The sequence below is a fragment of the Burkholderia sp. AU39826 genome (genome assembly GCF_020419965.1).
Classification (GTDB): Bacteria; Pseudomonadota; Gammaproteobacteria; order Burkholderiales; family Burkholderiaceae; genus Burkholderia; species Burkholderia semiarida.
The window spans coordinates 80,755-105,161 of sequence record NZ_JAIZQG010000008.1; the positions used below are offsets into that span (position 1 = coordinate 80,755).

Below are 24,407 nucleotides of genomic sequence, written 5' to 3' on the forward strand. Positions count from 1 at the left end.
ATAAAGTGATATAGTCACAGTTACATTTCTTTGCCGCCCCGAACCGCCCATGACGACCGCTCCCGCCCCGACTGCCCGCCCGACCCTGACCGTCGAAATCTGGTCCGATCTGATCTGCCCGTGGTGCTGGATCGGCAAGCGCCGCTTCGACGAGGCGCTGGCCGCGTTCGCGCACGCCGAGCGCGTCGACGTCGTGCCGCGCGCGTACCGGCTGATGCCCGGCCAGCCCGTCGAGCCGGTCGAGGCGATGCTGGCAGGCAAATACCGGATGGCGCCCGCGCAGGTCGACCAGATGCTGCGCCAGGTGACCGATGCGGCCGCGAGCGTCGGGCTGCGCTACGACCTGCCCGGCACGCTGGTCGGCGACACGCTCGACGGCCACCGGCTCGTGAAGCTCGCGCAGGCGTCGGGCCGCGCGCACGCGCTGACCGAGCGGTTCTATCGCGCGTATTTCTGCGAGCACGGCTCGCTGTTCGATCATGCCGCGCTGACCGAATTCGCGGTCGAAGCCGGGCTCGAGCGCCCGGCCGTCGAAGCGGTGCTGCGCAGCGACGCCTACCGCGACGAAGTCGAAGCCGACATCGCGCGCGCCGAACAGATCGGCGGGCGCGGCGTGCCGCTGTTCGTGTTCGGCGGCCGCTACGCGGTGTCCGGCGCGCAGCCGGCCGACGCGTTCGCGCAGGCGCTCGACCAGGCATGGCGCGACGGCGTCGTCGAACTCGGCGGCAGCGACGCGGCCGCCTGCGGCCCCGACGGCTGCGAACTGCCGGCCCGGTCGTAACGCGCAACCCGCGGCACGCGCGCCACTACGCTTCGCTGCTGCCACAAACCGGCAGGAAGCCCGCGCCGATGACGTCTACAATGCCTCCTTTCAAATAACTATCAGAGAGAAGGCTGAGCGCCCATGACCCACGGTATCCACGGCGAGAAGCGCTGGTATGCGCTGATCGTGCTCTGCCTCGGCGTGCTGATGATCGTGCTCGACAGCACGATCGTGAACGTTGCGTTGCCGTCGATCAGCACCGACCTCCACTTCACCGAAACGGCCCTCGTGTGGGTCGTCAACGCGTACCTGCTGACGTTCGGCGGCTGCCTGCTGCTCGGTGGCCGGCTCGGCGACCTGTACGGCCAGCGGCGCATGTTCCTCGCGGGCCTCGTCGTGTTCACGCTCGCGTCGCTCGCCTGCGGCCTCGCGCAATCGCAGGCGATGCTGATCGCCGCGCGCGCGGTGCAGGGGCTCGGCGGCGCGGTCGTGTCGGCCGTCTCGCTGTCGCTGATCATGAATCTCTTCACCGAGCCCGGCGAGCGCGCACGTGCGATGGGCGTCTACGGCTTCGTGTGCGCGGGCGGCGGCAGCATCGGCGTGCTGCTCGGCGGGCTGCTGACGAGCTCGCTGTCGTGGCACTGGATCTTCCTCGTCAACCTGCCGATCGGCGTCGCGGTCTATGCGATGTGCGTCGCGCTGCTGCCGCGCACGCGTGCGCCGGCCGGCACGGCCCGGCTCGACGTCGCCGGCGCGATCACGGTGACCGCGTCGCTGATGCTGGCCGTCTACGGGATCGTCGGCGGCAACGAGGCCGGCTGGCTGTCGACGCAGACCGTCGCGCTGATCGGCGCGGCCGTCGTGCTGCTCGCGCTGTTCATCGCGATCGAGTCGCGCGCCGCGCATCCGCTGATGCCGCTCACGCTGTTCGCCGCGCGCAACGTCGCGCTCGCGAACGCGATCGCCGTGCTGTGGGCGGCCGCGATGTTCGCGTGGTTCTTCCTGTCCGCGCTGTACATGCAGCGCGTGCTCGGCTACGGGCCGCTGCAGGTCGGCCTCGCGTTCCTGCCGGCGAACCTGATCATGGCCGCGTTCTCGCTCGGGCTGTCGGCGCGCATCGTGATGCGCTTCGGGATCCGCGGCCCGATCGCCGCCGGCCTGCTGATCGCGGCATGCGGCCTCGCGCTGTTCTCGCGCGCGCCGGTCGACGGCGGATTCGTGTGGCACGTGCTGCCCGGCATGGCGCTGCTCGGCATCGGTGCAGGCGTCGCGTTCAATCCGGTGCTGCTCGCCGCGATGAACGACGTCGATCCGGCCGATTCCGGGCTCGCGTCGGGCATCGTCAACACCGCGTTCATGATGGGCGGCGCGCTCGGGCTCGCGGTCCTCGCGAGTCTCGCGGAGGCCCGCACCGGCGCACTGGCGGCGGCGCAAGCGGCGCCGCTCGACGCGCTGAACGGCGGCTACCATGCGGCCTTCGCGTTCGGCGCGGCGTTTGCGGCCGTGGCCGCGCTGACCGGCTTCGCGCTGCGCATCCGGCCGCCGCGCGCGGTCGAAGGCGCCGGGCCCGCGATGCACTGACCGTCGACGAACGGGCCGGGAACCGGCATCGGATCGGGGCGCGCATCGTCGCGCCTTTTTCGTGCGTGCCGGCCACGCGGCGTACGCGCCCGGTTCGCCGCCGCTTTCGGGCCAGATCATCGTCGTCGGCCGCGCCCGCCCGAACGCGCGTTTCACGTCCCGCCGGCCGCCTGCCGGGCGGGCCTTCGCGGCCGATTTTTAACGCAGTCGTCCATTGACGCGTCACTTTTGCGACAATGGCGGACTTTGACGCGCACGCCACGGGCCGCGCGCCGCCGCCGAACGCCGCATAACCGCCTGCTTCCGATGTCGCTTCCCCATATCGATCTGCTGTACTCGCTGTCCGGCCTGTTCGTCGGCATTCTCGTCGGCCTGACGGGCGTCGGCGGCGGTTCGTTGATGACGCCGATTCTCGTGCTGCTGTTCGGCGTCCACCCTGCGACGGCGGTCGGCACCGACCTGCTGTACGCGGCCGCGACCAAGGCCACCGGCACGCTCGTCCACGGCCTGAAAGGCTCGGTCGACTGGCGCATCACGGGCCGGCTCGCGGCGGGCAGCGTGCCGGCCGCGGCGCTCACGCTGTGGTGGCTGCACACGCACGGGATGAACACGCCGGGCACCGCGCGGATGATCCAGCTCGTGCTCGGCGTGGCGCTGCTGCTGACGTCGCTCGCGCTGATCTTCCGCCCTCAGCTCACCGCATTCGCCGCGCGCAACCCGCTCGCGCCGAGCCCCGCGCGCACGCTGTGGTCGACCGTGCTGACGGGCGCCGTGCTCGGCGTGCTCGTGTCGATGACGTCGGTCGGCGCCGGCGCGATCGGCGTGACCGTGCTCCTGCTGCTGTATCCGCTGCTCGCGACGACCCGCATCGTCGGTTCCGACATCGCGCACGCGGTGCCGCTCACGCTGGTCGCGGGGATGGGCCACTGGCTGCTCGGCTCGGTCGACTGGTCGATGCTGCTGTCGCTGCTGCTCGGTTCGCTGCCCGGCATCGTGATCGGCAGCCTGCTGTCGGCACGCGCGCCCGAGCGGCTGCTGCGCAACCTGCTCGCGTCGACCCTGGTCGCGGTCGGCGTGCGGCTCGTGCTCGCGTAAGCGGGCGCCGCTCCTGACGAACAACGCCGTCCCGGTGCTGCGTGCGCACCTGCAGCTTCAGCACGCGTTGCAGCGCAGTACGGTTCGCGAGGATGCCGTCGTAGAAGTTGGCGAGATCGCCCTTCAGCGCGGTCCGCGACGCGTCGTTCAGGCAGATCATGTGGCCCGACGGGTCGTTCTCGATCGTCAGGTTCTGCGCGTTGAACGCGGTGCGACCGATTCCAGACGACGCGCAGAAAAAAGCCGGACGGCTGTCCGGCTTGCAGGAGGCGGCGCGTCGGCCGCGGTCAGAGCGGCACGTCGATCGTGCCCACGCCGGTCGTGATCGCGTTCGCGCCCGGCGCGGTCGAGATCGGCGGCAGGTTCGCGCTCGACAGCGCGGGCGCGGCGCCCGGCGTGCCGCCGCGCGGTACCGTGCGCACCACCTGCGACGGCGGCAGCGGCGCGCCGTTCTTCAGATGCTTCCACATCAGGTTCAGCGCCTGCACGTTGTAGTAGTGAACCGGCACGAAACGCGTATCGAAGCCCGGAACCGACAGGAATGCGTCGAAGTGCTGGCCGTTCGTCACTTCGTAGAACACCAGCCGGCTGCGCCCGGCTTCGCTGATCCCGTTCTGCGCGACGTACGCGCGCGACGCGTGGTTCACCGGCACGAGCGCGTCACCGCGGCCCTGCACGATGATCGCCGGCTTGCCGTGCAGGTTCGCGTTCACGCGCACCGCGTCGACGTTCGCGGGCATCCCGAGCATTCCGTTCGTCCATAGCTGGCGCAGGCACAGCGCGCCCGCGAAGCTCGCATCGGGCGTCGCGAGCCGGTGGTCGACGCCCGCGCCGTCGTTGAACACGAGATTGATGCCGGCCGTCGGCGGCACGCCGTTGCCGGCGCCGAACACGGCCGGCATCGGCGATGCGGCGGGCGCCGCGACCGCGCCCGTCGCGTTCGTCGTCGCGAAGCTGAAGTTGCACAGGTTGTCGGTGACGCGCGAGCGCGTGTATGCGTTCGCATAGGTGACCGCGATCGCGGGAATCGCCTGCGAATCCCACATCGACGCCTGCAGCAGGTCGGAATCGGCCAGATAGCCGGCCGCGTGGAGCTGCGCGAGCGCGTCGGCCGCCTGGCTCTGCGTGTCGGCGCCCGACACCAGCCCGGCCGCGGCGAGCGTCGCGCAGCGCTGCGTGCGGATCGACTGCGTGGTCGCGGCCGGCAGCGCGCTCAGGTACGGCGCGCCGGCGAGCGACGCCGATGCGGCCGCGCACGGCTCCAGCAGGTTCGCGAGCGTCGCGTAATCGGCCAGCGGCCGGCCGAACGACGGCACCGGCTGGCCGCCCGCGCGGACCACCGCGTTCGGCGCCATCCGCACGTTGACCTGCGGCTCGCCGACCACGACCGCGGTGATCCAGCCGCGGTTGTCCTGCTCGGCCGCCGCGAGCGACGCGCCGCCGCCGTTGCTGACCGACGCGGCGATCGTCGTGATGTCGCCCGCGCGATAGCGCACGCCGCGACGCGAGCCGTCGATCAGCGGCCCGAACTGCTCGTTGAGCGCCCAGTACGCGAATTCGACCGACTGCAGCGTCACGCGCCCCCAATCCTGCTCGGGATTCTGTTGCGAATGCGCGTGCTTGAACGCATAGCGGTTCGGGAAGCGGTTGTTGAACGCGGCGAGATCGCCGCTCGTCACGTTCGCGGTGAACAGGCTCGCGGTGCCGGCCAGCACCGCGTTGGCGAGCGTGCCGTCGATCAGCGTGACGGTGTCGGAGCCGAGCTCGTGCGCGCCGTTGCCGCCGCCCTTGTCGTTGTAGGCCACCGCGCAGCCGCGCTTGAGCGCCCACTCGCCGGCCGCGGAAATCGCGCCGTACACGCCGCGCGAGCCGGATGACGTCGCGGTGACGATGCACGGCTGCGCGGGATCGAAGCGGGCGGGCACCTGCACGAGCAGCGTGACGTTTTTGGTGCCGCTGCCGTCGTCGGCATACGCAAGGTATTCGGTGCCGGGAATCTTGCCTTCGCCGAGCGTATCGTTGCCGTCGAGGTCGACATTCGGCCCCCAGAAGCGGCCGTAGCCGCCGTTCGCGCTCATGTCGACGAGCGCGCGGTAGTTCGACCAGATGGCGAGGCGCCGTAATTCGGCGCTCGTCGGCCGCGCCGGATTCGCGAAGCCGGGCGCGCTCGCCGCGGCGAGCCCCGTCTTGCCGAGGCCGGCCGTCAGCAGGTCGTCGCTCGCGCCGTCGTAGGCCGTCGTGCGCACGCTGCCGGACACGAAGCCGGGCAACCGGTTGCGCTCGGCCGACTCGTCGCCGTTGCAGGCGCCGAGCATCGCGACCGCGGCAAGCGCCGCTCCCCACACCACCCGCCTGCCCCACCCGAGCTTCGTCATCGCCGCCCCCTCGATATCGTTATCGGTCCGCCGCCGCGCCGCGCGCGGCTTTCGGCCTCTGAAGCGCAAACGGGCCCCGGCATGCCGGGGCCCGCTGGAAACGGGCGCACGCGGCGCTCGCGCGCCGCCGCCCGGCGTTACTGCTGCTGAACCGTCAGCTTGTTCGAGACCGACGTCACACCCTTCACGCTCTTGGCTGCCTCTTCCGCCTTGTCGATCTGTGCCTGGTCGGGCACCGTGCCCTCCAGCGAGATCGCGCCGCCCTTCGAACGCACGACGATGTTCGCCACGTCGATGCCGCCCGCCTTCGTAATGGCCTTGCGCACCGCGTAGCCGAGCTTGCGGTTCGCCTTCTTCGCGGTCTTCGCGGCGGCCTTCGGCGCGCTCGCTGCGGCCGCCGGCGCTTCCGTCGCCGCTGCGTCGCTCGACTGCGCATACACGCTGCCCGACAGACAGGCCGCCACGGCGGCGACACCCAACGCTCTCAACACGATCGACTTCATGCTATCTCCTTATCACTTCGGAACGGCCGTGCACAGTACGGCCGGATACCCCCAAAAACAGCCGGCCCGCGCGCGAACGGGCGGGACAGCCGGTGTTTTCCACGGCGATACGAGAGAGGCGGCACGGGCCGGCGGCCGGCGCACGCGAGAAGCGGGCCAGCCGGGCCGGACAGCCGCCGGCCGGACGCGCCCGGTCTCATGACGTGCCGGGTCGCGCGCGATTCGGGCGCGGCTGCGTCGCACAATGTAATCCAGCGCCCGCCGAAGCGCAAAGCTTTTGACGCGACGGCCGCCGCCGCTGTCGCCGGACAGCCGCGCGGGCCCACCCGACTCGCGCATGCGCGGCGAAACCGGGTACCATCGCCGCGAGCATCCATGTCGTCCGGTGACGACCGTCACCGATGCGTCACGCCAGCGTCATCCACCCACCCCATGAAGCCTGCCAGCCCTCGCCCGCCGCGCCGCATCCTCGCCCGCTTCGTCGCCGTCTCGTGGCGCGACCTAGCGCTGTCGATCGGCCCGACCGTGCTGCTCGCCGGCGCGGCCGTCTGGCTCGCGGTCAAGCTGATCCAGCCGGCGCCGCCGTCCACGCTCGTGATCTCGGCCGGGCCGCCCGGCAGCACGTACTGGAACGCCGCGCAGAAATACAAGACGATCCTCGCGAAAAACGGCGTCACGCTCGACGTCCAATCGTCCGAAGGTTCCGCGCAGAACCTCGCGCGGCTGTCGAACCCGAACGCGCCGGTCGACGTCGGTTTCGTGCAGAGCGGCATCGGCCCGAAGGAGCGCGACGAGCATCTCGTGTCGCTCGGCAGCATCGGCTACGTGCCGCTCGCGATCATGTACCGCGGCCCGATCGTCGCGCGGCTGTCCGACTTCAAGGGCAAGCGGCTCGCGCTCGGCGCGGAAGGCAGCGGCGCGCGAGAGTTGAGCCTCGCGCTGCTGAAGATGAACGGCATCGTGCCGGGCGGCTCGACCGAGCTGCTGCCGACCGCCGGCGAGGACGCCGCGACCGCGCTGCTCGACGGCAAGATCGACGCGGCCTTCCTGTCCGGCGACTCGACGCAGATCCCGGTGATGGCGAAGCTGTTCCGCGCGCCGGGCGTGCACGTGTATTCGTTCACGCAGGCCGAGGCGTATGCGCGGCGCTTTCCGTACCTGACGGCGATCACGCTGCCGATGGGCGTCTACGATCTCGGCCGCAACCTGCCGCCTGCCGACATCCACACCGTCGCGCCGACGATCGAACTCGTCGCGCGCGACTCGCTGCACCCCGCGCTGTCCGACCTGCTGATCGAGGCCGCGCGCGAAGTGCACGGGCACGCGACGATCCTGCAGCACGCAGGCGAATTTCCGTCGTCCGTCACGCGCGGCTTCCCGCTGTCCGACGACGCCGCCCGCTACTACAAGTCGGGCAAGAGCTTCCTGTACCGGCGGCTGCCGTTCTGGGTCGCGAGCCTCGTCGACCGGCTGCTGGTGGTGGTCGTGCCGCTGATCGTCGTGCTGATTCCGGGGCTGCGGCTCGTGCCGTCGCTGTACGGCTGGCGCGTGCGCTCGCGCATCTACCGCTGGTACGGCGCGCTGATCGCGCTCGAGCGCCGCGCGCTCGGCGAACACACGGCCGAGGAGCGCGTCCAGCTGCTCGACGAGCTCGACGACATCGAGGAAGCCGTGAACCGGATGAAGATGCCGCTCGCGTACGCCGGGCAGTTCTACGTGCTGCGCGAGCACATCGGCTTCGTGCGCGAACGGCTCACCGCGCAGGAGCCGGACACGCCGGCGGGCCCGCCCGCCGCCGGCAGCCCGCCGGCACGCACGGCAAGCGCGCCGCAGCCGGCCGGCGACGCCCCCCGGGCGACTCCCGGTTCCGCATGAGCGGACGATCCGCGATCATTGCTGCATGCGCGCGCCGCCGCGTAACATGGAGGCCGCCGTCAGGCGCCGCACGCCCCACCTTCTGGAGAACGACATGACAACCGGCCTCGATACCGCCCAACCCGCCTGGTTCTTCGACTTCGTGTCGCCGTTCTCGTATCTGCTGCTCGAGCAGCACGACAAATGGCCGGACGTGCCGTTCGACCCCGTGGCCGTGTCGCTCGCCGACCTCCAGCGCCACTGGGGCCAGCGTCCGAGCGCCGACGTGCCGGCCAAGCGCGTGTTCACGTACCGTCACGCGCTGTTTCGCGCGGAACAGCTCGGCATCCGCTTCAAGATGCCGCCCGCGCACCCGTTCGATTCGGACAAGGTGCTGCGCCTCGCGATCGCGCTGCGCGCCGATATCGCGACGGTGCTGGAAATGTTCCGCTTCATCTGGCGCGAAGGCAACGATCCGTCGACGCCGGAAGGCTTCGCGGCGCTGTGCGAACGCGTCGGCGTCGGCCACGGCGACGAGCTGATCGAGTTCGAGGAAACCGCCGCGCAACTGACCCGCAACACGGCCGACGCGATCGCGCTCGGCGTGTTCGGCGTGCCGACCTTCTGGATGAACCAGCAACTGTTCTGGGGCGAGGACGCGCTGCCGATGGTGCTGTACTGCGCGCGCACGCCGAACTGGCTCGAATCGGGCGAGGTCAAGCGGATCAGCACGCTGCCGAAGGGCCGCGCGTGATGGCGTGCGTGATGGCCGGTATCACGCACGGCAACGCGCGGCTGCGGTAAGGTAACGGGCTGTTTTCATATGAAAACGGCCCCTTGGCGTCCCCCGCATCCCCCACCAATGGAAGACGACGACCGTACCGCCTCGCTCGACATCTGGCTCGTGCGCGTGTTGCGCACGCTGCTGCTCGAGCGCAGCGTCACGCAGGCCGCGCTGCGGCTGAACCAGACCCAGCCCGCGATCAGCACCGCGCTGCGCAAGCTGCGCGAGACGCTGAACGATCCGATCCTCGTGCGCGGCAAATCCGGCATGGTGCCGACCGAATACGGCGCGTCGCTGCTCGAAGCCGCGTCGCGCGCGCTGCGCGAGGTCGATTTCATCGCGACGCCGCACGGCGAGTTCGATCCGTCGTCCGCGCGGCGCACGTTCCGCGTCGCCGCGCCCGACTACCTGAACGATTTCTTCATGCCGACGCTGATCGAGCGCTTTCGCGACGCGGCGCCGCATGCCCGTCTGGAAATCGATTCGCTGAACCCCGCGCTCGACCACGCGGCCGCGCTCGAGTCGGGCGCGCTCGATCTCGTGATCGGCAACTGGCCGAAGCCCGACCCGCAGTTCGCGCGCCAGGACCTGTTCTCCGACACGATCGTGTGCCTGATGCGCGACGCGCATCCGCTCGCCCGCGAGCCGCTCACGCGCGAAGCGTATGCGTCGGCCGCCCACGTCGCGCCCACCCCGTACACCGGCGACAAGCGCAATGCGATCGAGATCGGCCTGGCACGCGCGCGCCTCGCGCGGCGCGTCGTGACGACGCTGCCGTACTTCGGGATCGTGCCGCAGGTGCTGCTGCAGTCGGACCTGATCTTCACGACGACGCGCCGCTTCGCGACGCACTATGCGCAACTGCTGCCGCTCGTCGTCGTCGCGCCGCCCGTGCCGTTCCCGCGCATCAAGAGCTACCTGCTCACGCACCCGCAGCCCGACCGGCCGACCGACATCGCGTGGCTGTGCGCGCTGATGCAGAGCGTGTCCGACGAGCTGACGGTCGCCCGCACGCGCAAGCGCTGACGCGCGGCCGAAGCGCAGCGCGACGGGTCAGGCAGCGCGGCCGCTCAAGCCGTGCAGAAGGTTTCCTGCAGATGGGTCCAGCGTACGGCGCCCGCCGCGTCGCGCGCGAACACGGCGGTCGCGCGGCGCGCGGGCAACTCGCCCGCCGCCGCGTGCTGCGCTTCGCGATAGGTGAGCACCGCGTGCGACGCGTCCGCCGCGAGCACGCGGATCTCCGACAGCGCGATGCGCAGCCCCGGCTTCGCGCCGGCCAGCTTCGCGAACAGCGCGCGCATGCCGACGTGGTCGACCATGCGGCCGTCGGTCAGGACGATCGTGAAGTCGGCGGAAAACGCGGCGAGCAGCGCATCGAGCGCCGCCGGCGCGGTATCGACGCCGGACAGCCAGCGCTCGATGGCGACGAGGCTCGCATCGAGCGCGTCGAGATAGACGGAATGATCGGACATGGGCGCGTGCACGGTAAAGTGAGCGCGGCCCGCTGCCGCGCGTTGCCGTGCAGTGTAGGCAAAAACGCGCGGCCGTGCGCCGACCGCGCGGCATGACCGTTTTATCGCTGTTTTACCGCTGTCTTACCGCGCGCAGGACACGTCGCCGCGTGCGCGCCCGGCCGCGGCCGCCTTCGCATCGGCCACCGGCATGCCCGAGCGGGCCTGCAGCAGCTCCGCGCAGACGGCCACCGCGATCGCGCCCGGCGCCTTGTCGACGATGCCGGCGACGCCGATCGGGCACACCATCTCGACGAGCCGCGCCGGATCGACGCCGCGCGCGGCGAGCCGGCGCTCGAACCTCACGCGCTTGGTGCGCGAGCCGATCATCCCGAAGTATGCGTAGTCGCGCCGCCGCATGATCCGCGCGGCGAGCGAGAAGTCGAGCGCGTGGTTGTGCGTCATCACGAGGAAATACGCGCCGGGCGGCGCCGCGTCGACGACGGCCTCCGGCGTGTCGGTCGGCTCCGGCTGCACGTTCGGCGGGCACTCGTCCGGGAACAGCTCCTCGCGCGTGTCGACCCACTGCACGACGCACGGCAATGCGCCGAGCAGCGTGACGAGCGCATGGCCGACGTGGCCCGCGCCGAACAGCACGACGTGCATCGGCGGCGGCGCACCGGTCGCGCGGTTGCGCCGGCCGGTGCCCGGCGCGAACGGCTGCAACGGCGAAGGCGCGCTGCCGCACGCGCCTTCGCACCCCACGACGGGCGCATCGGACGCGGCACGCGGCGAACGAGCGGGGCCGTTCATGCCGGCCTCCGACGGGTCGCCCGAACGAAGCCGATCGCCCCGTCGGAGCCGACGCACGAAGCGAGCGGGCAGACGCCGTTCACGTCAGCCTGCCCGCGCGGCGTTCGCCGCCCGCACCGCCTGCACCGCGCGCAGGATCGACTCGCCGGTGGCCGGCGCGTCGAGCGGCGGGTTCACGCGATAGTCGCCGACCGCGGCGATCGCATCGCGCACCGCGAAGAACACCGAGAACGGCAGCAGCAGCGGCGGCTCGCCGACGGCCTTCGAGCGGTGGATGCTGTTCTCGACGTTGCGGTTCTGGAACAGCCGCACGTTGAACTCGGGCGGCGTGTCGTTCACGGTCGGAATCTTGTAGGTGGACGGCGCGTGCGTCATCAGCTTGCCGCCCTTGTTCCACCACAGCTCCTCGGTCGTCAGCCAGCCCATCCCCTGGATGAACGCGCCTTCGACCTGGCCGATGTCGAGCGCCGGGTTCAGCGACGCGCCCACGTCGTGCAGCGCATCGACGCGCAGCGTGCGCATCTCGCCCGTCAGCGTGTCGATCACGACTTCCGACACCGCCGCGCCGTACGAGTAGTAGTAGAACGGCCGGCCCTGCAGCTTCGATTGATCCCAGTGCAGCTTCGGCGTCGCGTAGAAGCCGTCGGACCACAGCTGCACGCGGGCGAGGTATGCCTTCGCGACCACTTCGCCGAACGGCACGCCATGGCCGCCGACCCACACGACGTCGTTGCCGAACGTCACGTCGGCCGCCTCGACCTTGCCGTCGCCGAACTGCTTCGCCGCGAACACCGCGAGCCGCTCGCGCAACTGGCGCGCCGCGTCCTGCGCGGCCTTGCCGTTCAGGTCCGAGCCCGTCGACGCGGCCGTCGCGGACGTGTTCGCGACCTTGCTCGTGTCGGTCGCCGTCACGCGGACCCGGCCGAAGCGGATGCCGAGCTCGTGCGCGACCACCTGCGCGACCTTCGTGTTGAGCCCCTGCCCCATCTCCGTGCCGCCGTGGTTCACGAGCACCGAGCCGTCGGTGTAGATGTGCACGAGCGCGCCGGCCTGGTTGAAGTGCGTGACGTTGAACGCGATGCCGAACTTCACCGGCGTGAGCGCGATGCCCTTCTTCAGCACCGTGTTGCGTGCGTTGAATGCACGCACGCCCGCGCGCCGCGCGCGGTAGTCGCTCGTCGCCTCGAGTTCGCCGAGCAGCTCCTGCAGCACGTTGTCCTCGATCGTCTGCCCGTACGGCGTCACGTTGCGTTCGGTCTTGCCGTACAGGTTCGCGTAGCGCACGTCGAGCGGATCGCGGCCGAGCGAACGCGCGATGTCGTCGAGGATGTATTCGATCGCGAACGCGCCCTGCGGGCCGCCGAAGCCGCGGAACGCGGTGTTCGACTGCGTGTTGGTCCTGCCGCAGTAGCCGGCGATGTCGACGTCGCCGAGCCAGTACGCGTTGTCGAAATGGCACACCGCGCGCGTCATCACCGGGCCGGACAGGTCGGCCGAGAAGCCGCAGCGCGACGTCATGTCGAGCGCCACGCCGTCGATGCGGCCGTCGTCGTCGTAGCCGACGTCGAAGCGGTAATGGAAGTCGTGCCGCTTGCCGGTGATCATCATGTCGTCGTCGCGGTCCGGACGCAGCTTCACCGGGCACAGCAGCTTCCATGCGGCGAGCGCCGCGCAGCATGCGAACAGGCCCGACTGCGATTCCTTGCCGCCGAACCCGCCGCCCATCCGGCGGCATTCGACCAGCACGTTGTGCGACGCGACACCGAGCACGTGCGCGACGAGGTGCTGCATCTCGCTCGGGTGCTGCGTCGAGCAGTACACGTGCATGCCGTCGTCGTCCTTCGGCACCGCGTATGCGATCTGTCCTTCGAGGTAGAACTGCTCCTGCCCGCCGAGCAGCATCTCGCCCGACTCGCGGTGCGGCGCGGCGGCGAGCCGCGCGGCCGCGTCGCCGCGCGCGAGCTTCAGCGGCGGGATCACGTAGGATTCGGCCGCGCGCGCTTCCTGCGCGGTCAGGATCGCGGGCAGCTCCTCGTACTCGACCTGCGCGCGGCGCGCGGCAAGCCGCGCGGTTTCATGCGACGTCGCGACGACGATGAACATCGGCTGGCCGACGAACTGCACGACGCCCTTCGCGAGCACCGGATCGTCGTGGATGATCGGGCCGCAATCGTTGACGCCCGGGATGTCGTCGGCCGTGAATACCGCGACCACGCCCGGCGTCGCACGCACCGCGTCGAAGTTCATCGACACGATCTTCGCGTGCGGCTTCGCCGACAACCCGAGCGCCGCGTGCAGCGTGCCCGCGACGACCGGAATGTCGTCGGTGTAGGTGGCGCGCCCGCTCACGTGCAGGTGGGCCGATTCGTGAGCGCGCGAGACGTGCACCTGCGCGGCGTCGGCCTGCGGGTCGAGGGTGCTCAGGAACGGTTCTGCTTGCTGGTTCATGTTCGGTGTTCTCCGTCGTCAGACGCGCGCCGCGTCGTCGGCCACTTCGGCGCCTACTTCGGCGGCCACTTCGCGCACGTTCAGCGCCTGCGGCGGCAACGGGTCGTGCGCACGCGTCTCCAGCCAGAAGCGATAGATCAGGTTCTTCGCGGTATCGAGGCGATACGCGCTCGTCGCGCGCATGTCGGACAGCGGCTGGTAGTCGCGCTCGAGCGCCTGCATCGCCGCCTGCGCGGTGGCTTCGTGCCACTGCGCGCCGTCGAGCACGGCTTCCGTGTGGGTCGCGCGCTTCGGCGTCGCGGCCATCCCGCCGAACGCGATGCGCGGCTCGCGGATCGTGTCGCCGTCCGCGATGAACGCGAACGCCGCGCACACGGCCGAGATGTCCGAGTCGAAGCGCTTCGACAGTTTGTACGTGCGGAACCGCAGCTTGTCGCGCGCGCCGGTGCGGGTCGGCACCTTCAGGCCGACGACGAATTCGTGCGGCGCCATGTCCTTCTGCTGGTAGCCCGTGTAGAGCGCCTCGAGCGGCAGCTCGCGCACCGTGTCGCCGCCGCGCAGCACGACGCGCGCGCCGAGCGCGATCAGGCCCGGCATCGAATCGCCGATCGGCGAGCCGTTCGCGACGTTGCCGCCCATCGTGCCCGCGTTGCGGATCGGCAGCGACGCGAAGCGCTTCCACATCTCCGTCAGCTCCGGATACGTGCCGGCCAGCGCCGCATAGGCCTTCTCGACCGTCACGCCCGCGCCGATCCCGATCCAGTCGTCGCCGTGAACGATCTGCTGCAGCTCGGCGATCTGGCCGACGTAGATCAGGTCGTCGAGGCGGCGCATCTGCTTGGTCACCCACAGGCCGATGTCGGTGCTGCCGGCGAGAATGCGCGCATCGGGACGCTCGGCCTTCAGCGCGGCCAGCGCGTCGAGCGTGCGCGGCGCCGCGAAGCGCGCGCCGTCGATCGTCGTGTAGTCGAACGTGTCGTCGCGCCTGAGCGACGCGAGCGTGCGGGCCAGCGCGGCCGTGTCGACGGGCGCGGCGGGCGCCGGTGCGCCTTCGCCGGCCGCGCCTTCGCCGGCCGCATCGAACATCCGCACCGCCGCATCGACGATCGGGCGATACCCGGTACAGCGGCACAGGTTGCCGGTCAGCGCATCGGCGATCTCGGTGCGCGTCGGCACGTCCTTCGCCTTCGCGCATGCACTGCCGCAGCCTTCGTGGCCATGCTTCTCGTACAGCGCCCACATCGACATCACGAAGCCCGGCGTGCAGAACCCGCATTGCGAACCGTGGCAATCGACCATCGCCTGCTGCACCGGATGCAGCGTGCCGTCCGGCCGACGCAGGTCCTCGACCGTGAGCAGCGCCTTGCCGTCGAGCGTCGGCAGGAACTGGATGCATGCGTTGACGGCCTTGAACTCGACCGCGCCGGCGTCGGTCAGCTCGCCGACGACGACCGTGCACGCGCCGCAGTCGCCTTCCGCGCAGCCTTCCTTGGTACCGGTGCAATGCGCATCCTCGCGCAGATATTGCAGCACGGTGCGGGTCACGTCCGCGCCGCTGACTTCGCGGATCGCGTGACGATGGTAGAAGCGAATCGGCTCACTCATGTCTCGGCGTTTCTTCAAATTGGGGGCAAGGCGGCCTGCGCGGAGCGCTCGACCGACGTTTTTCCGACAGTTTGCACGCTATCACCGTCAAATTCCGCAACCCATAGCCCATCACGCATGCGGCTCATATAACTGCCGCGATATGCGCGCACGGCGGGCCCGGGCCCTTGCCGCGCGGGGCGCTTCGCCCGCTCCCGGCCGCCGACCATCGCCCTGTTCCTGAATAGGGGCGCAGTTAACTAAACGGTACCTGCGGGAAAACCGGTTCCATGGGAAAATCCCGATTCCCTTTCCCGCCGTTTTCCGTTCGTTTCGTCATTCGTTCCGACCCCATGTCATCCGATTCCGCCACACCGCCGCGCAGCGGGTTCGCGCTCACGCTGCAAATCGTGTCCGTCGTCTGCTTCACGTTCATCTGCTACCTGACCATCGGCCTGCCGCTCGCGGTGCTGCCGGGCTTCGTCCACGACGAGCTCGGCTTTTCCGCGATCGTCGCGGGCGGCGCGATCAGCGTCCAGTACTTCGCGACGCTCGCGTCGCGGCCGCTCGCCGGGCGCCTCGCCGATACGCTCGGGCCGAAGCAGACGGTGCTGCGCGGGCTGGTCGGCTGCGGCGTGTCGGGCGTGCTGCTGCTCGTCGCGCTGCTGCTCGCGCACTGGCCGGTCGCGAGCCTGGTGCTGCTGGTCGCGAGCCGGCTCGTGCTCGGCGTCGGCGAAAGCCTGTGCGGTACCGGCGCGATCCTGTGGGGCATCGGGCGGGTCGGCGTCGCGCACAACGCGAAGGTGATCTCGTGGAACGGCATCGCGACCTACGGCGCGCTCGCGCTCGGCGCGCCGGTCGGCGTCGCGATCGCGCATACGCTGAATCCGGCGCTGATCGGCGTGATCGTGATCGCGCTCGCCGCGCTCGGCTTCTACCTCGCCCGCCTGATCGCGCCGGTGCCGCTCGTGCACGGCGAACGGATGTCGTATGCGAGCGTGTTCACGCGCGTGCTGCCGCACGGCCTCGGCCTCGCGCTCGGCTCGGCCGGCTTCGGCTCGATCGCGACCTTCGTCACGCTGTACTACGCGGCGCGCCACTGGCCGAACGCCGCGCTGTCGCTGACCGTGTTCGGCACGCTGTTCATCGGCGCGCGCCTGCTGTTCGCGAACACGATCAAGACGTACGGCGGCTTCCGCGTCGCGATCGTGTCGTTTGCGTTCGAATGCGCGGGCCTCGTGCTGCTGTGGCTCGCGCCGGTGCCGCACGTCGCGCTGGTCGGCGCGGCGCTGACGGGCTTCGGCTTCGCGCTGATCTTCCCGGCGCTCGGCGTCGAGGCCGTCGCGCTCGTGCCGGCCGCGAGCCGCGGCGCGGCGCTGTCCGCGTATTCGGTGTTCCTCGACCTGTCTCTCGGCATCACCGGCCCGCTCGCCGGCTATGTCGCGGGCGCGTTCGGCTATCCGCAGGTGTTCCTGTTCGCGGCGGTGGCCGCCGCGGCAGGCGTCGCGCTGTCGATGATGCTGTACCAGCGGCAGGCGCGGGTGGCGGGGAGCGGTGCGGCGGCGTGAGCGTGTCGTGCGCGATGCGGTTCAACGCGGCTCAACGCAGCAACACGTTGAAGTCCCGCAATACGTGAACGGCGTGGGGGTGGCGCCGAAACGGAACGGCGTTCTTGAGCGAGAGTTTGGGTCCGGCACGATCGAAGAGCACGAGTGCCTCCGACGTATTGAGATGCCGGGACATGCATAGAAAGCCGTCGACCCGGCGGTGATGTCGGTGGACGGCAAGCGACCGTTGCTGCGGAAATGTCGTACGGCGCGATGGTCGACAACGCACCATCGCCGCCCAGGTTTTTTAACGGCAACCCATGCAGGACGGCCACGGTCAGCGGCGCGCCATCGAACGACAGGACATGGCGGTCAAGTTCGGTCGTCACGAGCGGAAAGCCGCCCAGCACGAGATCGGCGACTTCGTCGTGCAGCACCGTTTCGGCGAACGCGCAATGCAGATCGAAACCGAAGTAGCTGGTGCCGTACCGCCGCCGCTTGCGCGGATCGTCGAAGCGGTTGCGCCCGACTTGCCGAAATACGGCTCGCCCGTAGCGAATCGCGAGATGCGCACGAGCGCCGGCGGCGCCACCTCTCGCGTCACCAGTGTCGCGCTCGCGAAATGTTCCCCCGGCGCCGTCAGCAAACGGGCCGCCTAGCGCTCGGCGAACGCCGTGGCGGCGCGCTCGACTTCGTCCACCTTCCCGCGCGACAGCGCGACGAGCGGCGTAACGTTGCCCAGCGACGCCTTCGCCGTCGTGAAGAACTGCCATTTGCTCCATCCCGGCAAATCGCCCAGACATTGCGTCACCCTGCCCAACGTCTTCCGATCGATATCTCCCGTCAGGTAGAAGGCCGGATAGTACTGTGCGGCGCCGACATCGACCGTGAAGATCCGACCGGACGCCACGGCCTTGCTGAGCGCCTGCCGCGTCATGCCGAGGCCGGCCCATGTCTGCGCGGCAGGCAGCAGCTTGCCGTCGGCGACCAGCATGCGCCGTTCCGCCTGCACTTGCCGCTCCAGATCGGCGGCGACGCCCGCCGCCCGCTTCTTCCCGCCGGTCGGCTTCCTGTCGCGCGTCGCGGCAGCGGCGATGCCGAACGTGATCGTGCCGGCGAGATCGATGACCTGCGCGATGCCGGCCTTGAACAGGTGCCCCAATTGCTCGTCGGACAGGCTGAGCAGCGCCCGCGCGCGATCGGGGCCGAGCATGGTCGCGGCGCCGACAGCGCTGCGCAGCGCTTCCTCCGCCTCGACATCAAGAACGACGGCCGTCCCTTCCAGCGTATGCGCCCGCGCAATCATCATCACCTCCCGTCACGACCGGAATGATCGAACGTAGCCCCGAATCGAAACCAAGTCAACCATGTCAACCAAATCGACCGTTCGCCGGTTTCCGTGAACGCGGGTTCACGCAGCGGCGAACTTCATCAGGCCGTCCGCAGAAACAACCGCCGCGTGAGGTCGAACGCGACGAGATTGCCGGCCACCACGAGCAGCAGCCCGATCACCGCGAGCAGCGACCACTGGTAGCCCTCGAACACCGTCGACACGGCCAGCGCGACGATCGGGAACAGCACCGTGCAGTACGCGGCGCGCTCCGGCCCGATGCGGCCGACGAGCGTGAGGTATGCGGTGAAGCCGATCACCGAGCCCGGCACGGCCAGGTACACGAGGGCGCCGAGATAGCGCGGGCTCATGTCGAGCGTGAACGGCATTCCGGCCGCGGCGCTGCCGACGGTCAGGATCGCCGCGCCGATCAGCATCGCCCAACCGTTGGTCGCGAGCGGGTGCAGCCCCATCGACTGCATCCGGCTCGACAGCAGGTTGCCCGCCGAGAAGCACATCGTGCCGGCGAACGCGATCGCGAGCCCCGCCCAGGTCGCGTGGTCGTCGAGATGGCCGGCCATCTGCTGCCAGAACAGGCACGCGATGCCGGTCAGCCCGAGCAGCGCGCCGGCGATCGCCGACGGCCGCAGCGGGCGGCCCATGAACAGCCGGCCGTTGATCGAGTTCAGCAGCGGCGCGGTCGAGAAGATCACCGCGACGAGCCCGCTCGGCACGACCTGCTCCGCGTAGTAGAAGCACAGGAAATTCAGGCAGAACAGCGCGAAGCCTTGCGCGACGAGAAAGCGCCACGCTTCGCGCGGCGGGCGCACCGGGCGGCGCATCACGCGCAGCAGCGCGAACAGCACGGCGGCCGCGAGCCAGAAGCGCCACGCGATCGACACGGGCGGCGGCACCGAGCCGAGCTGCCATTTGATCGCGATCCAGGTGGTGCCCCAGATCAGCACGGTGACGAAATAAAGCGACAGGTTCATGGCGGCAATCCGGACAATCGGGTGAATCGGGATCCCGACTATGCCGCCGCACGACGCGTGCCGATTGTCCGGAATTGCGGTCTTTTTCGGCGCGCCGCACGCGGCGCCGCGCGCCCGCTTATACTCGGCGCATCATGAGTCTCTCCCTCTGCGCCCCGCCCATCGACCGCGCCGCCGCCCTGGCCGGCGGCGATCTGCCGTTCGGCCTGCAGTCGGTGTGCCGCACGCTCGCCGACGCGAACGCGACGCTCGAGCGCTTCGCGTGGCTCGGCGACCATCTCGCGATCGCCGAATGGACGCGAATCACCGACGAAAGCGAGACGGTCTACGAGCAGCCCGGCCACCACACGCTGTCGTGCTACCTCGACGGCGGCTACCGGACCGAGCGCCAGCGCGTGCCGCGCTACGGCGCGCCGAGCCTGCTGTGTGCGTTGCCGGGCGATCACGAATCACGCTGGTGGGTGCGCGGCGAAATGCATTTCGTCCACTTGTATTTCCTGCCCGAGCACTTCACGCAGCGCGCGATCCGCGAGCTCGATCGCGAGCCACGCGAGCTGAAGCTCGCCGATCGTACCTATTTCGAGGATGCGCGCGTCGCCGCGCTGCTGCGCTCGCTCGCGCTGGACGGCTGGGACGATGCCGACGAGCGGCTGCGCGTGAACGAGACCGCGCACGAAGTACTGAGCCTGCTGCTGCGCGGGCAGAGCACGATGCGCACCGACACGTCGTTCCGCGGCGGGCTCGCGCCGGCCGTGCGCCGCCGCGTGCGCGACTACATCGACACGTACCTGACGCAGCCGCTGACGCTCGGCGAACTCGCGGAGGTCGCCGCGCTGTCCGAATATCACTTCTCGCGGATGTTCCGGCTGTCGTTCGGCCGCGCGCCGCACGCGTGGGTGGCCGAGCAACGGCTCGCCCGGGCCCGCGAGCTGCTGCGCACGACCGCGCTGCCGCTCGCGCAGATCGCGGCCGACTGCGGCTACGCGAACGCCGGCCACTTCAGCCATCGCTTTCGCGACGCGCACGGCACGACGCCGAATACGTACCGGCGCGCGATGCAGCGCCGCTGAGCGCGGCCCGTGCCGCGCCTCCCGGCTTACGCGCCGCGCCGCGACAGTTCCTGTTCGAGCGCCGCGACGCCGGCCGGCAGGTCGACCGGCACCTTCAGGTCGACCATCGTGCGGCCGAACGCATGCAGCGTGCGGAACAGGTTGTGTTCGCGGCACTGCTCGCCCATCTGGCCGATCCGCACGATCGGCAACCCGAACGAACCGGAGATCTCGACCTGGTACTGCTTCGAGATATGGCCGCACACCATCCCGGGCGTGAGCCCTTCCGGCGTCTCGATCCCGACCACCGAATTGAGCCGGCAGTCCTTCGGCGCATACAGCTTGAGCCCCATCGATTCGACGCCCGCCTGCAGCGCCAGCGAGCAGCGCAGGTGGCGCGCGAAGCGGCTCTCGAGCGTCTCCGCGCACACGAGCCGCAGCGCCTCGTGCAGCGCGAGCACGCCCGACACGGGCGCCGTGTAGTGATAGCCGGCGTTGTGCCAGAAGTTCTCCGCGAGCGCCATGTCGAGGCACCAGTGCGCATTCGGCTCGGGACGGTGCTTCATGCGTTCCCACGCGGCGTCGGAGAACGCGATCAGCGACACGCCCGGAATCGACGACAGCCCCTTCTGGCCGCCGGTGATCACCGCGTCGATGCCCCACGCGTCCATCTCGAGCGGCATCGTCGACAGCGTGCATACCGCATCGACGACGACCAGCGCGCCGGCCGCCTTCGCGAGCGCGGCGATGTCGCGCAGGTCGCGATTCCACACGGTGTTCGACGTCTCGCCCTGCACGATCGTGACGATCTCGGGCCGCTCGCGCGCGATCGCGTCGGCGATCTCGTCGAGGCTCGCGACCGCGCGGTCGGCCACTTCGAGCGTCGCGACGTCGGCGCCGACGCGCGTGGCCATCTCGGCCATCCGCGCGCTGAAGAACCCGTTGCGGATCGACAGCACGCGCGTGCCGCGCCACGCGAGGTTCGAGATCGCCATTTCCATCGCGGCCGAGCCGGGGCCCGCGACGCCGAGCACCCATTTCGTGCGGGTCTGGAACACGTAGCGCGCCATCTCCTTCACCTGCTCGATGATCTTCGCCATCGTCGCGCCGAGGTGATTGATCACGATCGTGTTCGCCTTGGCGACGGCGGCCGGGATCGGGACCGGGCCGGCCCCCATCATCAGCAGCGGTTCTTCGGGCAGGATCGCGTCGAGCGGCACGACGACGGGACAGGGAATCGGCGAATGATCGATGGACATGGCTGGAAAAAGTGAGGAAAGGAAGTGCGCGAACGCCCGCGGGACGGCGCCCGTATGCACGGCGCCCGTATGCACGGCGCCCGTAAGCACGGCGCCCGCACGCGCCCGTTGCACGCGCCCGTTGCACGCGCAGCGAACTGAACGATCATTCCGTGTTCCGCCGCCTTGCGCAAGAGGCACCCCCGTTCGGACAGCACGACGGTGGCCCGGTCGCCGGACCGGACCAGCCGGCCGCGCACCGCTCGCGCGACGGCCGTCCGGATTGAAAAGGGGCGTGCGAGCCGGTCGAGAAACGGTTCCATTCGCGTTCCGCGGGCGCGATTTTCTCCGCCAATATCGAGACTATTCGTCGAAACTGACAGTTCAGCCCCCCATTGGTGGACCGTACGAATACACCGGTTACCTGATACAAATCGCGGAGCGAATTCGATACACAAAATCCGAACGTGGAAAAAACATCCATTACGGTTGCATGTATTGGGGAACGACTCCGAAAGGCGCTGCTACGGCGTGCTCACATTTCACACAACCCGTTGATTGAATGGGAAATATTCTCCAAACCGACGAATCCACCAATACCGCGCTGGTTTTACCCCGTACGCCCTTGCTGCACCGCAGCGTTAAACCATTACTCGCGATTTCGATTTTACGCAACCCGCCCGTTTTCGCAGGTTGACGGATATCGGTTCTTTATTGAACAATCGTCTGCGGAATCGAAATTCCATTTTCGATACGAGGGAGCGCTAGGGGCCGCGCGATGCGCTTTCGGCGTTGCGCGGCGATAAATCACAACCAAAATCAATCAACCGGGCCAGAAATACGCAAGCCATGAACCAGATTCAGACCATGCGTGTATTCGTCTGCGTCGCCGAGCAGCAAAGCTTCCGGCGCGCGGCGCACCATCTCGGCGTGTCCAATGCGCTCGTCACGCGTTCCATCGCGATGCTCGAGGGCCACCTGAACACCCGGCTGATCCATCGCACCACGCGCAACCTGTCGCTCACCGAGGCCGGCGTGCGCTACCTCGACGGTTGCCGCGCGCTGCTCGAGGAATTCGATCACCTCGAATCGTCCGTCGCGCATGCCGTGCGCGAACCGGCCGGCACGCTGCGCGTCGTCGCGTCGGGGCTGCTGTCGCCGCTCGCGCTGACGCCGCTCGTCAGCAGCTTCCGGCACCGCTATCCCGAGCTCCGGGTGCAGCTGACCGTCGCCGAAGGGCCGCTCGACGTGCTCGATTCGGGCTACGACGTCGGCATCGTCACGGGCACCCGGCTCGACGGCAACCCGGCGCTGATCGGCCACACCCTTGCGCCGAACCCGTTCGTCGCGTGCGCTGCGCCCGCCTATCTCGACCGCCGCGGCGAGCCGCGCGTGCCCGACGACCTGCCGGGCCACGACTGGGTCACGCTCGCGCCGCACCAGCACGCGCCGACGTGGCAACTGGTCGGCCACGACGGCGTCGTCCATTCGGTCACGGTACGCCCGGCCTGCACGGTCAACCAGCTCGCGCTCGTCCAGGCGGCGGCGGTGGCCGGCGCCGGCATCGCGGTGCTGCCCGAGCCGTGCGTGGCCGACGCGCTCAACCACGGCACGCTCGTGCGGCTGATGGCCGGCTACCGGATCGACGATCCCGACGCGCAGTTGTCGCTCGTCTATCCGAACCGCCAGTACGTGCCGGCCCGCACGCGCAGCTTCGTCGAGCACGCGCTCGAGCACTTCGGCGCGCCGTCCGGCCGCGAGCGGACCGACTACGGCTTCCTGCGGCCGGTGCGTGGCCCCGACCGCTCCGACATCGTCACGGGCCTGCAGTAAACTGCGCGCGTCAGCCCTCGGAGGTGCAGCGTGCGCGTGATCCTGTTCAGCAGCCGGCAGTACGACGACGATTCGTTTACCGCCGCCAACCGGCAGTTCGGCTATCGGCTGCACTTCCAGCCGTCGCACCTCGACGCGGAAACCGCGATCCTCGCGCACGGCTATGACGTCGTCTGCCCGTTCGTCAACGACACCGTCGACGCGGCCGTGCTCGAACGGCTCGCCGACGGCGGCACGCGGCTGATCGCGCTGCGCTCGGCAGGCTTCAACCATGTCGACCTGGCCGCCGCCGAACGGCTCGGCGTCACGGTCGTGCGCGTGCCCGCGTATTCGCCGCACGCGGTCGCCGAGCACGCGGTCGCGCTGATCCTCGCGCTCAACCGCCGCCTGCCGCGCGCCGTCGCCCGCACCCGCGAAGGCGACTTCTCGCTGAACGGGCTGCTCGGCTTCGACCTGCACGGCAAGACCGTCGGCGTGATCGGCACCGGCATCATCGGCAGCGTGTTCGCGAAGATCATGATGGGCTTCGGGATGCACGTGCTCGCCCACTCGGTGCCGCCGTACAACGACGAACTGATCGCGTTCGGCGCGCGCTACGTCGAGCTCGACGAGCTGCTGCATCGCGCCGACATCGTCAGCCTGCATTGCCCGCTGCTGCCGTCGACCCACCACCTGATCAACGAACGGACGCTCGCGCGGATGAAGCATGGCGCGATGCTGATCAACACCGGGCGCGGCGGGCTCGTCGATGCGCAGGCGCTGGTCGACGCGCTCAAGAGCGGCCAGCTCGGTCATCTCGGGCTCGACGTGTACGAGGAGGAAAGCGGGCTCTTCTTCGAGGATCACTCCGACCTGCCGCTGCAGGACGACGTGCTCGCGCGCCTGCTGACGTTCCCGAACGTGATCGTCACGTCGCACCAGGCGTTCTTCACGCGCGAGGCGCTGGCCGAAATCGCGCACACGACGCTGCTGAACATCGAGGCGTGGCATGCGGGCGCGCCGCGGAACGTCGTGACGGCAAACCGCTGAAAAACCACGAAAAACGGCACGTTTGACGGTCGGCAGCGCATTCGCAATCGTTTGCTTGTGCCGGTTGCCGCACACCGCACTCGCCATCATCCACAATTCCGCGCATTGTTTCAGGTGACGTAACGATTCCCGCGCGCG

20 protein-coding genes are annotated in these 24,407 nt (G+C 69.7%); 10 read left to right on the forward strand and 10 right to left on the reverse strand.

The window, feature by feature from the left end; genetic code table 11:
* The first annotated feature begins 49 nt into the window (after positions 1–49).
* The 3 genes from LGM42_RS16805 (at position 50) to LGM42_RS16815 (ending at position 3,439) form a co-directional block, all read left to right on the forward strand.
* A complete protein-coding gene (locus tag LGM42_RS16805) occupies positions 50–781 on the forward strand; it encodes a DsbA family oxidoreductase (RefSeq protein WP_226232692.1) in 732 nt (243 codons plus the stop codon).
* Between the two features lie 123 nt (positions 782–904).
* Positions 905–2,344 carry a DHA2 family efflux MFS transporter permease subunit gene (locus tag LGM42_RS16810; protein ID WP_060312794.1) on the forward strand — a complete coding sequence of 480 codons (1,440 nt, stop codon included), beginning with the start codon at positions 905–907 and terminating at the stop codon, positions 2,342–2,344.
* A 306-nt stretch (positions 2,345–2,650) separates the two neighbouring features.
* Entirely contained in the window at positions 2,651–3,439 is a 789-nt protein-coding gene (locus tag LGM42_RS16815; RefSeq protein ID WP_059574336.1) for a sulfite exporter TauE/SafE family protein, read from the forward strand.
* Positions 3,440–3,726: 287 nt separating this feature from the next.
* Here LGM42_RS16815 and LGM42_RS16820 read toward each other — a convergent pair whose 3' ends face one another.
* Both LGM42_RS16820 and LGM42_RS16825 read right to left on the reverse strand, forming a co-directional pair.
* The gene (locus tag LGM42_RS16820; protein ID WP_226232693.1) at positions 3,727–5,814 is read right to left on the reverse strand and encodes a D-(-)-3-hydroxybutyrate oligomer hydrolase; all 2,088 of its coding nucleotides are present in this window, start codon (positions 5,812–5,814) and stop codon (positions 3,727–3,729) included.
* A gap of 137 nt (positions 5,815–5,951) precedes the next feature.
* The gene (locus tag LGM42_RS16825) at positions 5,952–6,317 is read right to left on the reverse strand and encodes a BON domain-containing protein (protein WP_059574226.1); all 366 of its coding nucleotides are present in this window, start codon (positions 6,315–6,317) and stop codon (positions 5,952–5,954) included.
* A 432-nt stretch (positions 6,318–6,749) separates the two neighbouring features.
* On the opposite strand from LGM42_RS16825, the gene LGM42_RS16830 reads away from it, so the two are divergent.
* From LGM42_RS16830 to LGM42_RS16840, 3 genes are all read left to right on the forward strand, one after another.
* Positions 6,750–8,192 carry a TAXI family TRAP transporter solute-binding subunit gene (locus LGM42_RS16830; RefSeq protein ID WP_089464573.1) on the forward strand — a complete coding sequence of 481 codons (1,443 nt, stop codon included), beginning with the start codon at positions 6,750–6,752 and terminating at the stop codon, positions 8,190–8,192.
* A gap of 94 nt (positions 8,193–8,286) precedes the next feature.
* Positions 8,287–8,925, forward strand: coding sequence for a 2-hydroxychromene-2-carboxylate isomerase (locus tag LGM42_RS16835; RefSeq protein ID WP_059574337.1), 639 nt, complete (start codon positions 8,287–8,289; stop codon positions 8,923–8,925).
* Between the two features lie 108 nt (positions 8,926–9,033).
* Positions 9,034–9,981, forward strand: a complete 948-nt coding sequence (locus LGM42_RS16840; protein WP_059574228.1) for a LysR family transcriptional regulator — start codon at positions 9,034–9,036, stop codon at positions 9,979–9,981.
* A 44-nt stretch (positions 9,982–10,025) separates the two neighbouring features.
* On the opposite strand, the gene LGM42_RS16845 is transcribed toward LGM42_RS16840, so the two are convergent.
* From LGM42_RS16845 to xdhA, 4 genes are all read right to left on the reverse strand, one after another.
* The gene (locus LGM42_RS16845; protein WP_226232694.1) at positions 10,026–10,427 is read right to left on the reverse strand and encodes a polyketide cyclase; all 402 of its coding nucleotides are present in this window, start codon (positions 10,425–10,427) and stop codon (positions 10,026–10,028) included.
* A 123-nt stretch (positions 10,428–10,550) separates the two neighbouring features.
* Positions 10,551–11,219 carry a xanthine dehydrogenase accessory protein XdhC gene (gene xdhC, locus LGM42_RS16850; RefSeq protein ID WP_226232695.1) on the reverse strand — a complete coding sequence of 223 codons (669 nt, stop codon included), beginning with the start codon at positions 11,217–11,219 and terminating at the stop codon, positions 10,551–10,553.
* Between the two features lie 84 nt (positions 11,220–11,303).
* A complete protein-coding gene (xdhB, locus tag LGM42_RS16855) occupies positions 11,304–13,667 on the reverse strand; it encodes a xanthine dehydrogenase molybdopterin binding subunit (RefSeq protein WP_226232696.1) in 2,364 nt (787 codons plus the stop codon).
* Positions 13,668–13,685: 18 nt separating this feature from the next.
* On the reverse strand, positions 13,686–15,272 hold the full coding sequence (xdhA, locus tag LGM42_RS16860) for a xanthine dehydrogenase small subunit (protein WP_226232697.1): 1,587 nt from the start codon (positions 15,270–15,272) through the stop codon (positions 13,686–13,688).
* Positions 15,273–15,604: 332 nt separating this feature from the next.
* Here xdhA and LGM42_RS16865 point away from each other — a divergent pair, with 332 nt between their 5' ends.
* Positions 15,605–16,819, forward strand: coding sequence for an MFS transporter (locus LGM42_RS16865; protein ID WP_059574233.1), 1,215 nt, complete (start codon positions 15,605–15,607; stop codon positions 16,817–16,819).
* Here the strand turns inward: LGM42_RS16865 and LGM42_RS16870 are convergent.
* The 3 genes from LGM42_RS16870 to LGM42_RS16880 form a co-directional block, all read right to left on the reverse strand.
* Positions 16,708–17,571, reverse strand: a complete 864-nt coding sequence (locus LGM42_RS16870) for an RES domain-containing protein (protein ID WP_226232698.1) — start codon at positions 17,569–17,571, stop codon at positions 16,708–16,710. The two genes, LGM42_RS16865 and LGM42_RS16870, sit on opposite strands and share 112 nt — an antisense overlap.
* Positions 17,454–18,107 carry a hypothetical protein gene (locus LGM42_RS16875; RefSeq protein WP_226232738.1) on the reverse strand — a complete coding sequence of 218 codons (654 nt, stop codon included), beginning with the start codon at positions 18,105–18,107 and terminating at the stop codon, positions 17,454–17,456. The genes LGM42_RS16870 and LGM42_RS16875 overlap by 118 nt, the downstream gene beginning before the upstream one ends.
* 122 nt (positions 18,108–18,229) lie before the next feature.
* Entirely contained in the window at positions 18,230–19,120 is an 891-nt protein-coding gene (locus LGM42_RS16880; protein WP_060312770.1) for a DMT family transporter, read from the reverse strand.
* A 134-nt stretch (positions 19,121–19,254) separates the two neighbouring features.
* Here LGM42_RS16880 and LGM42_RS16885 point away from each other — a divergent pair, with 134 nt between their 5' ends.
* Positions 19,255–20,190, forward strand: coding sequence for an AraC family transcriptional regulator (locus LGM42_RS16885; RefSeq protein ID WP_059574236.1), 936 nt, complete (start codon positions 19,255–19,257; stop codon positions 20,188–20,190).
* A 26-nt stretch (positions 20,191–20,216) separates the two neighbouring features.
* Here LGM42_RS16885 and LGM42_RS16890 read toward each other — a convergent pair whose 3' ends face one another.
* Positions 20,217–21,428, reverse strand: a complete 1,212-nt coding sequence (locus LGM42_RS16890; RefSeq protein ID WP_059574237.1) for a pyridoxal-phosphate-dependent aminotransferase family protein — start codon at positions 21,426–21,428, stop codon at positions 20,217–20,219.
* A gap of 828 nt (positions 21,429–22,256) precedes the next feature.
* On the opposite strand from LGM42_RS16890, the gene LGM42_RS16895 reads away from it, so the two are divergent.
* Both LGM42_RS16895 and LGM42_RS16900 read left to right on the forward strand, forming a co-directional pair.
* Positions 22,257–23,240, forward strand: a complete 984-nt coding sequence (locus LGM42_RS16895; protein ID WP_104012405.1) for a LysR family transcriptional regulator — start codon at positions 22,257–22,259, stop codon at positions 23,238–23,240.
* A gap of 30 nt (positions 23,241–23,270) precedes the next feature.
* Complete coding sequence (locus LGM42_RS16900) at positions 23,271–24,269, forward strand: 2-hydroxyacid dehydrogenase (RefSeq protein ID WP_060312764.1); 999 nt, start codon at positions 23,271–23,273, stop codon at positions 24,267–24,269.
* Positions 24,270–24,407: the final 138 nt, after the last annotated feature.